Source organism: Mogibacterium timidum ATCC 33093 (assembly GCF_000525775.1).
GTDB lineage: Bacteria > Bacillota > Clostridia > Peptostreptococcales > Anaerovoracaceae > Mogibacterium > Mogibacterium timidum.
Map to the genome: position 1 here is coordinate 25315 of NZ_JALU01000015.1, position 13681 is coordinate 38995.

The 13681-nt window shown below is 44.5% G+C and carries 11 protein-coding genes; 3 read left to right on the forward strand and 8 right to left on the reverse strand.

Annotation, left to right across the window (positions count from 1 at the left end):
- Positions 1-112 precede the first annotated feature (112 nt).
- From HMPREF0581_RS03380 to HMPREF0581_RS03400, 5 genes are all read right to left on the reverse strand, one after another.
- Positions 113-1177 carry a TRAP transporter substrate-binding protein gene (locus HMPREF0581_RS03380; RefSeq protein ID WP_009643338.1) on the reverse strand — a complete coding sequence of 355 codons (1065 nt, stop codon included), beginning with the start codon at positions 1175-1177 and terminating at the stop codon, positions 113-115.
- 86 nt (positions 1178-1263) lie between these two features.
- Positions 1264-2553 carry a TRAP transporter large permease gene (locus HMPREF0581_RS03385; RefSeq protein ID WP_036380473.1) on the reverse strand — a complete coding sequence of 430 codons (1290 nt, stop codon included), beginning with the start codon at positions 2551-2553 and terminating at the stop codon, positions 1264-1266.
- The gene (locus tag HMPREF0581_RS03390; protein ID WP_051426914.1) at positions 2544-3134 is read right to left on the reverse strand and encodes a TRAP transporter small permease; all 591 of its coding nucleotides are present in this window, start codon (positions 3132-3134) and stop codon (positions 2544-2546) included. Before HMPREF0581_RS03390 ends, HMPREF0581_RS03385 begins: the two co-directional genes overlap by 10 nt.
- Before the next feature lie 98 nt (positions 3135-3232).
- Positions 3233-3994: a type I 3-dehydroquinate dehydratase gene (aroD, locus tag HMPREF0581_RS03395; RefSeq protein WP_009643504.1), complete on the reverse strand. Its 762-nt coding sequence runs from the start codon at positions 3992-3994 to the stop codon at positions 3233-3235.
- 168 nt (positions 3995-4162) lie between these two features.
- Complete coding sequence (locus HMPREF0581_RS03400; protein WP_009643371.1) at positions 4163-5368, reverse strand: MFS transporter; 1206 nt, start codon at positions 5366-5368, stop codon at positions 4163-4165.
- 270 nt (positions 5369-5638) lie between these two features.
- Here HMPREF0581_RS03400 and HMPREF0581_RS03405 point away from each other — a divergent pair, with 270 nt between their 5' ends.
- The 3 genes from HMPREF0581_RS03405 (at position 5639) to HMPREF0581_RS03415 (ending at position 9730) form a co-directional block, all read left to right on the forward strand.
- Positions 5639-6535, forward strand: a complete 897-nt coding sequence (locus HMPREF0581_RS03405) for a LysR family transcriptional regulator (protein ID WP_009643469.1) — start codon at positions 5639-5641, stop codon at positions 6533-6535.
- Between the two features lie 207 nt (positions 6536-6742).
- Entirely contained in the window at positions 6743-8770 is a 2028-nt protein-coding gene (locus HMPREF0581_RS03410; RefSeq protein WP_036380475.1) for an oxidoreductase, read from the forward strand.
- A gap of 72 nt (positions 8771-8842) precedes the next feature.
- On the forward strand, positions 8843-9730 hold the full coding sequence (locus tag HMPREF0581_RS03415) for a shikimate dehydrogenase (RefSeq protein ID WP_036380477.1): 888 nt from the start codon (positions 8843-8845) through the stop codon (positions 9728-9730).
- 279 nt (positions 9731-10009) lie between these two features.
- Here HMPREF0581_RS03415 and HMPREF0581_RS03420 read toward each other — a convergent pair whose 3' ends face one another.
- The 3 genes from HMPREF0581_RS03420 to gyrA form a co-directional block, all read right to left on the reverse strand.
- Entirely contained in the window at positions 10010-10216 is a 207-nt protein-coding gene (locus tag HMPREF0581_RS03420; RefSeq protein ID WP_036380479.1) for a helix-turn-helix domain-containing protein, read from the reverse strand.
- Positions 10217-10234: 18 nt separating this feature from the next.
- On the reverse strand, positions 10235-10693 hold the full coding sequence (locus tag HMPREF0581_RS03425; protein WP_009643449.1) for a hypothetical protein: 459 nt from the start codon (positions 10691-10693) through the stop codon (positions 10235-10237).
- Between the two features lie 476 nt (positions 10694-11169).
- Positions 11170-13665: a DNA gyrase subunit A gene (gene gyrA / locus HMPREF0581_RS03430; protein ID WP_009643446.1), complete on the reverse strand. Its 2496-nt coding sequence runs from the start codon at positions 13663-13665 to the stop codon at positions 11170-11172.
- Positions 13666-13681 lie beyond the last annotated feature (16 nt).

The following is a 13681-nucleotide window of genomic DNA, read 5'->3' on the forward strand; positions in this document are numbered from 1 at the left end:
TTATAAATTTAATTTATCGCACGATATATTGACAATTCCTTAATTTATCACCTTGCTTTTACCAACTCGTTTTGTCCTATAACCCCAACTACGCAAGTTTACGCATTTTGGTCTACCCGGCACTAATGTATTCATCATATATTTCTTTATCTACATGCTTCCGTATCTTCCGGCGAACTCCTTTGGAGCGTGCTTTTATCTCTTCACGAGTTTTATCATCTAACTCGATAACTTTTGTGCCACTCTTTTTGACGGTATTTATCTGCCTTTGGATGCGCTTATCTGCCTGCTTTCTGGCATAGATGGTAGCATTAGCGGATGCTTCATCCATAATCTTTTGATCCTTTGCAGATAGCGTATTATAGAAATCCTCATTCATAATAAGTGAAATCATGTGAGGTAGATGATTAGTTTCAACAATATATTTCTGTTGCTCGTAAAGCTTATTGGAGACGATGACCTCATAAGGATTCTCCTGTGCATCAATGGTATGCTGCTGAAGCCCGATATACACCTCGGCGAAACTCATAGGCAGCGGATTAGCACCTATAGATTCCCAGAAGTTCAGATGATAGCTATTTTCCATAGTGCGGATTTTCTGTCCCTTGAAGTCATCTATACTCTGAACCTTCCTGTTTGTGCTCATGACGCGGAACCCTTGGTCTGCTATGCCCAGGAAGTGATATCCACCCTTACTGTAAGTCGTATTTAGGAGCCTTCTGAACCTTGCTTTGTCTAAAATCGCTCTGTAATCATCCATAGAATCATAAATTTCCGGTAAATCGAACACCGCCAGATCAGGCATAAATGTCACCTGCGGGCCGGTATTCTGCACGATGAAAGGTATATCTCCATCTCGGCAGCTTTCGAGAAGATCTCTGTCTCCGCCGAGCGTTGAATTGGGATAAACTTGAATTTTTATACGGCCGTCGCTCAGTCTGTATACTTCAGAAGCAAATTTATCAGCATAAAGCTGGGTAACAGTATCCTCCGGACTTGCTGTAGCGAGTGGTAATGCATAACGCTGCTCCCCGCCGTCTTCTACGGCTTTGACAGCTTTTTTTGCTTTTGACTTGCTGTACCCGGAGTTGCCTGAACTGATAGAACAGCTTGAGAGGAAAAGCAAATGTATTGTTATGAGGATTAAGGTGATGGTCAGCATTTTTTTGTTTTTCATTCCGCATCTTCCTCGTATAATATTTCTTACCGACACATTTTCTTATGAAAAAGTGTCCTACAATAACTCGTTCAACCTTGGATATCCTATAGCAGCGCCAGCGAAAGCGCCGGGATAAATGTTATCAGCACAAGAGCCACGAGAAAATATCCAATCATAGGAAGAGCTTTTTTCGCGATATCCATGACTGAAACATCTGTTATGGAGGCGGCTACAAATAGATTGACTCCGATAGGAGGAGTGATAAAGCCTATGGCCAGGTTCACCACCATGATGACTCCGAATTGGATAGGATTCACGCCTATGTTCGTAGCTATAGGGAGCAGGATAGGTGTCAGGATCAGGATTGCCGGCGTTGTATCCATGACCATTCCTACGATGAGCAGGAATGCGTTTATAATGAACAGGATTATAATCTTGCTGTGAAAATTTGAGCTGATAAGCTCGCTGACTGTCTGAGGCACCTGCATCAGTGTTAGTACTCTCGAGAAAGCCGTAGAAGCGGCTAGGATGAAGAGTATCGGGGTGAAGGTACGAATGGCTTCCTTAAATATTTCTCCGAGATCCTTCAGATGAATACTCTTATATACCAGCAGGCTGATAATAAGGGCATAGAACACGGAGATGACGGCAGCCTCGGTAGGTGAAGCGACTCCCGAATATATACATCCCAGGATAATAACCGGACTCAGAATAGCGAAAAAGCTATCCTTAAGTACGGTTACGAGGCTTCTGTCATGTAGCTTTTGTACTTCCGTCCGAATCCTGAGCTTATCCTCACCATGCTTCCGGCAATAATAAAATGCATAGACCATCAGGAGGATGCCGATGAGCAGACCGGGTATGATACCGGCAATAAAAAGGTCACTGACTGATGCCCCGGATGCCATGCCGTACATGATAAAGGGAATACTTGGAGGGATAATAACTCCCAGGCCGCCTGCGACTGCCACGATGGCTGTCGTGAATTTGAGGTCGTAGCCAAGCTCTGTGAGGATAGGGATGGTCATACTACCTACAGCAGCTACCGTCGCCGGCGCAGAGCCTGAAATGGCTCCGTAGAACAGACAGGTAACAATGACTGCGCAAGGCATTCCGGCCGTGCGATTCCCGAGAAAGTAGGCGAAGACGTCAAAGAGCTTCTTGGAGATTCCACCCTTAGCCATGATGATTCCTGACAGGACGAACATAGGCACCGCCAAAAGAGGAAAGGAATCAAGCCCACCGAACATGGCACGCACCATATATTTCGCACCGACTGTAAATGACGGATCCGCCAGTGAGGGCAGTACTGATGTGATACCGAGAGCGATCCCCACCGGTATGGCGATGATGAGCAGTAGAACGAAGATGATGAAGAGGATACCTATCGACATTTATACTTCACCTCCCCGTTAGTGGAATCAAGGTGTTCTGCATTCGCCTCGATAACAGCATCTGTGCCGGAGCGCTCAGGATGTATAGGATCATAGACATTCTTGCCAATGGCAATTTTGAATTCGATAATCCAGCGCTGCACAATACGAAATGCCACAAGGATGAATGATACAAATGGTGCCGCTTGTATATAGTACATGGGGATTGAGCAGGCAGGAGATACCTGACCGCTCTCCACGGCAGACATCATGTATGAGAACGCAATAGGAATCATATATATGAAGAAAATTAACTCAAAGGTATGGTTCACAATCTTGAAGATTGCGTTGCCGCGTCTGGGAAAGATAGAAACGAACTGTTCAATCTTGATGGATAAACACTTCTTGCTGCAATAGCTGACGCTAAGAAATCCGCTCCATATGAACATGTAGCGGGTTAATTCCTCAGACCAGGATAACGACATACCGAAAACATATCGAGAGACTACTTGTATGCCCATGATCATTGTCATCCCTATGAGAAGTGCGATTAACAGCGATTCCTCCAAGCTTTCGTCGAGAAAATGAATCACTTTCTTCATAGCATTCTCCTTCCGATCAAAACGTTTACAGGATATGTAAATAAAAAGGGAAAGGCTGGGTTCTATAAGAACCCAACCTTAAGCACATTGTATAGCATTTATAACGCGTTGTGCAATAGTGTAAGTACGGTGCTGAGGTCGTTTACACCCATCTGTCCGGGAGCAGATGCCTTTTTCGCTGCTCCGAAGGTGAGCGCTGAGCCGAATACTTCACCGCAAAGTCTCGATATTACACCGGTTCCTGCCATCGACATGGTGATGATAGGGCGATCTGCGTATTCTCTATACATCTCCTCTGTAGCAGCGAGAAGTGTGAGAACATCTTTCTTGCTTGTCGGCATCACCGCAATCTTCGGAATATCTGCGTCCAAATCCTGCATTTTGCGGAGTCGTGAAACGATATCATCCTTATCCGGAGTCTTGTCGAAATCATGATTTGAAGCAACTACCCTGACCCCTGCCTTATGGGCACCGGTGATAATTTTCTTTACGATATCGTCTCCGGTGAACACCTCTACATCCACGAGATCGACGTAATCGGTCTCTGCAGCCTTGATGTTAAGCTCTGCGTAAGCATCCGCCTCAATAGCCTTTTCTCCCCCTTCTTTGGAGGTACGGAATGTCATGAGCAAGGGTAGGTCTCCGAGGGCTGCTCTCAGTTCCTTGAGCGTATCTTCAACCTTACCGAAATCGAACACGCTCTCGAACCAATCGACACGCCATTCGACCACATCTACAGGAAGGTTATCAAGACTCTTGGCCTCGGCGATGATATCTTCTTTTGTAATGCCGACAATAGGTACACAAATCTTCGGTATGCCGGAGCCGATTTCTACATTTCTTACTTTCACTGTCTTCATGTCTATACGTATAATCCAATCATCGAGGATGGTGATTGGATTTTTTTCCTTTCTCCCGGATTCTTCCGGGCATTCAATTACATCTCTGATATATTCCTATCAGGCACTGTGGCTCTGCATCTATATCACTACAGCTTTAACCGGTATGAAGAGCCTCAGACCACACCATTATTCCTGATTAACTTCCACCATCTTCGAATATCGCATGTTTACGAAGAGTCCGAGCAGTACCCCTACTGCCGTGAGTATTATGTTCATCATCATTACACCGGATGGGCTCATCTTTGCTGCGGCTGTCAGTAAAGTATAATTGCAGAGAGAAGACGCTATCATAACGAGTGCTGTAACAGTTCCCTTAATCTTAGGGAAGATCATGTTGCAAACGGATGTTGCGATCTGAAGCAGACCGCCGGCACCTGCCCAGCCGATAAGGAATGCCCCTACGGTGCAGAGAGTCTGGGATTTTACAAGGTATACCGCAATCATCGTCACCAGACAGATCACCGGATAAACGAAGATAAAACGAACGTCTCTAACCTTTTTAGTTAGAAGTGCAGTAACAATGAGTGCGAGGAAGGTTCCAAGCGAATAATATGTCTGCATCTTAGATGGATCTGCCCAACCTACAACGTCTTTGGCGAAGTTCTGTGCGCAGTTCAGCCATAGCTGAAATGTACCGGTAGTCGTAAATCCGATGAGAATCATTGCGATGGATTCAATTGAGAAGTGAGTGGCTTTAATGTTTTGCATAAGCCCTTCCTTCTTCTCTTTCTTAGCATCTGCATCAGGAAGAGGCAAGAAGAATATTAGTGCTGCAAGCACAATATAGCTGAGTCCTGCAACATAGAAAAGTGTGTTGTATGACTTCATACCGGCCGCCGTTGTAGTAACGGTTATTCCTAAAATAAATGGAATCAGCATCTGCGAGATAGATATGAAGAATTTGATTCCCATAGTAGCAACGCCCGGAGCCTTTGAGAATATTTCACTAACACCGGGATATATGCCTGTATCGAGGAATGAGTTGGCTATACCCCCGACAATAGCACAGATGTAGGCTATCTGATAACCTCCGTGTGAGCTTGCATTGAATGCTGCTGCCAGACCGATAAGATAGATAGCGTATGAAAGTCCACCGATGACGCAAGATACGCGTCTGCCCAGCTTATCGGATAACGGGCCTGCAAATGGCAGGGCTATAAGCCGCCCGAGTCCAAGTGCAGCCGAAATAGCTGTGATGGCCATAGCCTCGACTCCCCAGCTCGCAGCAAGTGCATCTTTGATAAGAGCCTGTCCCAAGATGGCAGCTCCTATACCGTGTAAAAAGTAGTTCAAGTACATGACTAATGCACTTGGCAAATATTTCTTGTTCATTTAAGTTCTCCTCACCACAAAGTGTAACTAAATAATTATGTTCTTTTAATTTCATCACATTTCGTCACAAACGTAGAAACATAGCCTGCCTTTAGCTGTTAAATGTTTAACTAATATTTGTAAATAGTCTATCAATATTTTGAACTGCACTCCAATGCTAATTGATGGCACAATTAATGCACAAAAGGTATCAATGATATATAATCACTATAACACAATGACGTTAATCGAAAACAAATGCATCGGACAGAAGGTTATCGAGGTGTGGCTATGACATTGAATCAATTGCGCTATTTTTTGGCAGTAGCTGAGCATGAAAATTACAGAAGGGCGGCTGAGAAGCTTTATATTTCCCAGCCTTCACTCTCGCGCTCAATATCATCGCTCGAGGCCGAGCTGGGAGTTCTGTTGTTTGATAAGAGCGGCAGAGGAATAGAGCTCACTAAGGAAGGCAGACTGTTCCTCATACATGCAGAGAGAATTATTCGCGAATGTGACGTGGCCCTGAACCGCATGCAGGAAATCGCCAAGGGTGGCGGGCAGGTCGATATAGGTTACGTATATCCGTTGGCCAATCATTATATTCCCCATCTCGTTCGCTCCTTTCTTAAACAGGAAGAAAATGAAGGTATTTCCTTCAACTTTTACCAAGGACATACCCCTGCTATTATCGCTAAGCTAAAGATGGGAGAGCTTGATGTAGGCTTCGGTGGTCACATACCTGACGATGAGGATCTGGATTTTTATCCAATTATAAAGGAAGAGCTGGTTATTATTACACCTAAAGGTCATCCGCTCGACTCTCAAGATTCCATATCCATCAATGAATTAAACAACTACCCTCTCATCAGCTATGAACGTGGTGCATGGATGGGAAAGTATATGGTGCGCCTGTGCGCGAAGCTATCGCTTTCGCCGGATGTTGCATTCGAATGTCCTGATGAACACTCTATTCATGCCCTGGTTTCCGAGGGCTTCGGCATTGCATTGGTACCTAACATCGATGAGCTCGATGAAGGAAAAATTACTCTCCATAGAGTGAAGGATCTTGAGCTCTACCATCACACTTATATGATATGCATGAAGAATCATTTCTTAATGCCGGCCGCCAAACACTTCAAGGAATATGTCGAGGCCGGCTGCATCAAAGAAAAAGAGGAAGAATAATCTCTGAACCTGTAAGATGAAAGTGGACACGAAAAAGGAATAATCTCTATCCTTTTTCTTTTGATAAACATATATCAATTAATAGCTTGTACGTATCAGTTGTCGCACTAAATTGTAATTTTATTTAACAATCTTCTCATATAAAATAAATTTGTCACAAACATGAACCAGCCTATGAAAAATTCTATGGACAAAGAGAGGATTATTATGAAAAAGAAGTATCCGCACATTTTTGAGCCTATTACCGTCAAACGCACTACTATCAAGAATAGAATTGCTATGACCCCTATGGGTAGCAACTATGGAGAAGCAAGCGGAGAGATGAGCAATCGTCACATGAACTACTACAAGCTTCGCGCGAAGGGCGGCACAGGTCTTATCATCGTGGAAAACGCTAACGTGCAGTATCCTGTCGGTTCCAACGGAACCAGTCAGCTGCGAATTGACCACGACAGATTCATGCCTAGATTATATCAATTGGTCGAGAGTCTGCATAAGGAGGGCTCTACAGTTGCTATTCAGATCAACCACGCCGGAGCATCTGCGTCCTCTGCGAGAACAGGTGTACCTACAGTTTCATCTTCTAATATACCTACCAAAGACGGTGGTGAGACCCCGCGTCCGATGACTAAAGAAGAAATCCGGGAAACAGTAAAGAAGTACGGAGAGGCTGCCAAGCGAGCTCAAGCCATTGGTTTTGATGCTGTTGAGATTCACTGCGGCCATTCATATCTGATGTCTCAGTTTATCTCCCCTTATTACAATAAGAGAGATGATGAATTCGGCGGCTCGGTTGAGAATCGTATGAGATTTCCAAGAATGGTACTGGAGGAGGTTCGCAAACAGGTTGGCCCTTGGTTCCCTATCATCGTCAGGGTCTCCGCGGAGGAGCGAGTTCCCGGAGGAAACGAATTGAAGGATACTATCGAGTATCTTCAGTATCTGGATGAATTCGTAGATGTGTATGACGTGTCGGCAGCTCTCAACCCATCATTGCATTATCAGATTGATTCCAATTTCCTTCCTGACGGCTGGAAGCGTTATATGGCAAGAGCGGTTAAGGATGCATACAAGAAGCCTGTCATCAATGCCGGTAACTACAGGGATCCCGCTGTTGTCGAAGAGGTGCTTGCGAGCGGAGATGTGGATATCGTTGGCATCGGCCGCGGCCTCATCGCTGACCCTGAATGGGTGAAGAAGGTAGAGCACGATGAAACAGATATTCTTCGCAAATGTATCAGCTGTAATGTCGGTTGTGCAGGCAATCGTATCGGTATCAACCGTCCTATTCGCTGCACGGTGAATCCGGCAGTTCCTGAAGGTGATATATATAAACGATTGAGAGTGAACAAAAATTGCAATGTAGTCGTAATTGGTGGCGGTACAGCCGGTCTGGAAGCAGCATGTACTGCTGCAGAGGTAGGCTGCAATGTATTTCTGTTTGAGAAATCCGACAAGCTCGGCGGTCTCTCCGAGTTTATCTCTGATCTTCCCGGCAAAACGAGAATGAAGGACTTCCCAAGATATCTGAGGACTAGAGCTGAGAGATTGCCTAATCTATACACTTTCCTAAACACAGAAGCCAGCATAGAGGAGATTAATAAATTCCATCCGGATATCGTTGTAAATGCCACCGGTTCACATCCGGTAGTGCCACCGATTCCGGGACTGCGTGAAAACAGGGCGGCCGGAAATTTAGACGATATCTTCATCATGATCAATAATGTGAATGCCGGAAAATATCCTGAAGAGTTCTGCAGAGGTAAGAAGGTTCTTGTTATGGGAGGTGGAGCTGTAGGTCTCGATATTATAGAGTATTTCGCACCGCTTGGCGCAGACTGCACTATCATCGATATGCTTCCTACTATTGGCGCTGTCGCTGATCCTATCACCAAGTGCTCGATTAAAGAGACCTTCGAGGTAAATCACGTAAAGCAATATGTAAACACCGCTATTCAGGAGGTAAAGGAGCATTCCATAGTGGTTAAGACACCTGAAGGCAATGTGGAGGAGCTTGAGTTTGACCTCGGCTTCAGTGCCCTTGGCTTAGCCGCATACAATCCTATTCTCGATGAGCTTCACAAGGAATATGATGATACCGACGTTGATGTTTATAATATCGGAGATTCGGTCCGTGCACGTCATATCATGGAAGGAACCATGGATGGGCGTGCCATCCTGAACGTGCTTGATAAGAGAGGTCTTCTGGATCTCAGTGAGATTGAACTTGCATAAAGAATCAGCATACATATATACAACAATTACCGTTAATAGTTAAGCCCTGCGGGGCAAGAAAGAGGTGCAGAAATGCCAAATATTACAGGTCATACAGAGCTGGTCGGTCTAATGGCTTATCCAATCCGTCATACACAGTCGCCGGTAACACACAATCTGGCATATGATAAGAATGGCGATGACGTTATTCAGCTCGCTTTTGAAGTAGATAACGATACACTTGAGCCGGCGGTAGAGAGTATTCGCGCTCTTAAAATGCTCGGCTCCAATATATCGATGCCCAACAAGACAGTTGTTCACAAGTATCTCGACGACGTTGATGAAGCAGCCGGACTGTGCGGTGCTATCAACACAGTTGTAAATACTCGCGATGAGAACGGCAATGTCACAGGAAAACTCAAGGGTTATAATACCGACGGCATGGGCTACTGGCAGGCAATCAAGGAAGAAGGAATTGATTTCAAAGGAATGAGGATGGTTCTCGTCGGCACAGGAGGCGCTGCTACAGCTATCGCGGTTCGTGGCGCCCTCGATGGCATCAAGGAATTACATGTCTTCAACATCAGAGATAAGTTCTATGAGAGAGGTGAGGAGATCGTAGAGCTGATCAACAAGGAAACGAAGTGCAAGGCATACATGTACGACCTCGCTGATAAAGGTAAGCTGAAGACAGAGATGCAGGCAGCAGATATTTTCTGTGATGCTACAGGCGTAGGAATGCACCCTCTTGAGGAACTGTCTAACATTCCGGATGGTTCATTCTTTAAAGAGGATCTCATCGTAACAGATACAGTTTATGCTCCACGCGAGACAGTCATGATGAAGCAGGCTAAAGAGTCCGGTGTGAAGAGAGTCTACAACGGTATGGGAATGATGCTCTTCCAAGCGCTGATTGCAATTAAGCTATATACCGGTAAGGATACAGATGTAGCCTATATGAAGGAGCGGCTGGGCATCTAGTATACTGTGAGCAGGCTGTGCAGACATTGTCCTGTACGTGACCGTGAGACCGTTTTTAAGTTTACCCAAAACTCATAAAAGCGAGCGGGGGGATTTTTCTGTAAATTAGCCTTCCGCGGTAGATAGTGAATGTAGCACTCCATTTGTAAGGAATATGCCTTTAGGACAAAAAGGGACAATTTGCTTAAGCATGTCAAGAGAAGCCTTGTGAGCTGGCTTCTCTTGTTGCTTAATATCTCGATATGCCGGTGGCAACTTCTAGTCCCTTTATCCATTCGCCTAATCCTTCTCATACACAATAATATCACCAGGAGAACATTTCAAGTAGTTGCACATTTTATCAAGTGTCGTAAACCGAATTGCTCTTGCACGATTGTTTTTTAGTATTGAAATATTAGCTGGCGTTATATCTATTGCTTCTGACAGCTCGCGAATTGTCACATTGCGACTTGCCAGAACACTGTCTAAATTAATTTTTATTGACATTCTTTCTCTCTTCACAGCCTATACTGTTAACTTGTTATCTTCCTGTAGTTCAATATAATTTACCAGAAGTTTTCCTACTGACATAAATGCAAAAGCACATAGGAGGAATACTATCATTAAAACTGATACTCTTACATTAAATACCTCAAATAATCTATCACCTTTATTTGATAAAGCTCCGTGAATCAGCTCACACAAGAACTCAATCAGGAAGATATTGGCAATTAATCTGCAAGTTCTTGCTTCTTTTAATGTTATGCCATCCTTTATGTTTGGAAACATCCATAGTTTAACCAATACAACAACTATCCCCACTGTAATTACAATTCCGTACAGATATTCCAGAAACACTGCATAGTTAAGAAGTCCAGCTGTAAATATATCAACACTGCCTAGAGAAACTGCCAGAACTGTAGCTAATGTAAATCCTGTTAATATTATTCTTATAGTTTTGTATATTATATTATCTCTGTTCATTTTGGTGCTCCTTTCTTCTTGCGAATTTTACACGGTAAAATATCGCAATGCTTTTCCTCATACCATTACTTTATCTAAATATTACTTCAAAGCATATCGAAAAACAATATGTTTTGATTGTTAAATTGTTTTTTATTAATACATATTTGTAAAGCTTTACTTTTATCAGCTTACTTTGATAATCACGACACCCTCTTGTTCCCATTTTAGGCAAAGCGGAGAACGTCTTGCGGGTTATTTCTTCGCACTTATTATCCACATCCGATTACAAAAAAAAGCAACCCTCATCATGCGGCTGCTCTTTTATCTTAATATTATGATGTTGGGATCAAAAGCATATTATCTGAGAAATCGCCTCCATATATTGTTCTTGGCGGTCGCTGATATTACACCATATGGTACCGTAAGTTGTGATGTTACCCTTTTGACCCTTACATCATCTGCTTATTATTTAATATTCTTATTAACCTAACTCCTTAAACCAGTGTCATCTGCTCGCTATCTGCCTTCGCTTTCTTAAGCATAGGCTTCTTGGCCGCGTCTTCATCGAGAACCTTTGCGAAGGATACTATCTCATCGCCATCCTCGACCTTCATTATCTTGACACCCTGGGTTGTCCTTCCGGACTTAGATATCTCGTTAGCCCTGATTCTGATGATTACACCGTTTGAGTTGATGAGCATGATCTCATCATCATCGCTTACAAGCGTCGCCCCTACCAGCTCACCGGTCTTAGCAAACTTGGTCTTGTCATAAGTCGCAACACCCTTGCCGCCTCTAGTCTGAACTCTATATTCATCCAGATTCGTTCTCTTACCAAACCCTTTCTTGGTCATTACGAGCAGCTCGCGCTCCCCGGTACTGTCGAGCTCCATAGATACGACCTCGTCGCCGTCATCCAGGCTGATAGCTCTAACTCCGCCTGCACTTCTACCCATGCTTCTAACGTCGTCCTCAGGAAATGTAATAGATTTACCCTTCTTGGTAATAACGTATACACTCTCATCTCCACTTGACTGACTTACGGCTATCAGCTTGTCGTCGTCCTTAAGCGTAATAGCTATGAGACCTGTCTTGCGGTTGGTATCGAACTGAGACATTGGTGTCTTCTTGATAGTTCCGTTCTTGGTAACCATGATCAGATAATTGTCATCTGCAAATTCCTTGACCGGTATAACCGCCGTTACCCGCTCTCCCTGATCCAGGTTGAGGAAGTTGATAACCGGTGTACCCTTGGCAGTTCTGGATGCTTCAGGAATCTCATAAGCCTTTATCTTGTATACCTTACCGAGGTCGGTGAAAAACATCAGGTAGTCGTGGGTCGAGGTGATGATGAGATCCTTTACAAAATCGGTGTCTCTGGTTGTCAGTCCCACGATACCCTTTCCGCCGCGGCGCTGTGCCTTGTACGTATTTTCAGGAACTCTCTTGATGTATCCGAGGTGTGTCAGTGTAACTGCTACATCCTCTTCATCGATAAGGTATTCCTCGTCTATTCCACCGTCGTCAGCGACAATCTTGGTTCTTCTGCCATCACCGTATTTATGCTTAATCTCGAGAAGCTCATCCTTGATTACCCCCATAAGCTTATGCTCATCAGCGAGGATTGACTTATAGTAAGCAATCTTTTCCATGAGCTCGTTGTGCTCGTTCTCAATCTTCTCGCGTTCCAACCCCTGCAGTCTGGCAAGTCTCATATCGAGGATAGCCTGCGCCTGAACCTCGCTTAGTCCAAACCTCACCATCAGCTTTTCCTTGGCATCGTTGTAGCTTGAACGAATTACCTTAATTACCTCGTCTATGTTATCCAAGGCGATAAGCAGACCCTCTAAAATATGTGCTCTTGCCTCTGCTTTAGCCAGATCGAACTTAGTTCTCCTTGTGATTACTATCCTCTGGTGTTTGAGGTACTCATCTATAATCTCAACCAGCTTGAGAATCTTAGGCTCCCCATTGACAAGGGCAAGCATAATCATGCTGTATGTCGCCTGCAGCTGCGTGTGTTTGTACAGCCTGTTGAGAATTACGTTAGGATTTACATCCTTCTTAAGCTCGATGACGATTCTCATGCCTTCACGGTTGGATTCGTCGCGTATTGCCGAGACACCTTCAACCTTTTTGTTTCTAACCAGGTCTGCCATGGACTCGATGAGTCTGGCCTTGTTGACCTGAAAAGGAATCTCAGTGATGACAATTCTCATCTTGCCGCGAGCTGTTTCCTCTATTTCACTCTTAGATCTGACCGTGATCTTTCCTGTTCCGGTCTCATAAGCCTCCTTGGCAGCCTCTCTTCCGAGAATCATGGCTCCGGTAGGAAAATCCGGTGCTTTAATAATCTTTATTAGCTCATCGTTAGTGCAATTCTCATCGTCTATTCTCTTAATACAAGCGTCGATAGTGTCACTCAGGTTATGAGGCGGAACGGATGTCGCCATACCTACGGCAATACCGTTAGATCCATTTATCAGAAGGTTAGGCACTCTCGAAGGAAGTACAACCGGTTCCTTCTCCTCCCCGTCAAAGTTGTCCATGAAATCAACCGTATCCTTGTCGATATCACGAACCATCTGCAGTGAGAATGGGCTCATTCTCGCCTCTGTATAACGCATAGCAGCTGCGCCGTCTCCATCGACGGAACCGAAGTTGCCGTGTCCGTCAACCAATGGATACCTAGTTGAGAAATCCTGCGCCATCTTTACCATGGCGTCGTAGATTGAGCTGTCACCGTGCGGGTGATATTTACCCATTACCTCTCCGACAATACGTGCCGACTTCTTATGCGGCTTGTCAGGAGTAGTACCCAGGATACTCATTCCATATAGAATTCTTCTGTGCACAGGCTTGAGTCCGTCACGAACATCCGGGAGTGCACGACCGACGATAACGCTCATCGCGTAGTCGATATAAGAATTCTTCATCTCATCATATATTTCATGAGTGATGATTTTGCTATCTTCTAAAAGCGTACTCATTATCTCTCCTTAATGT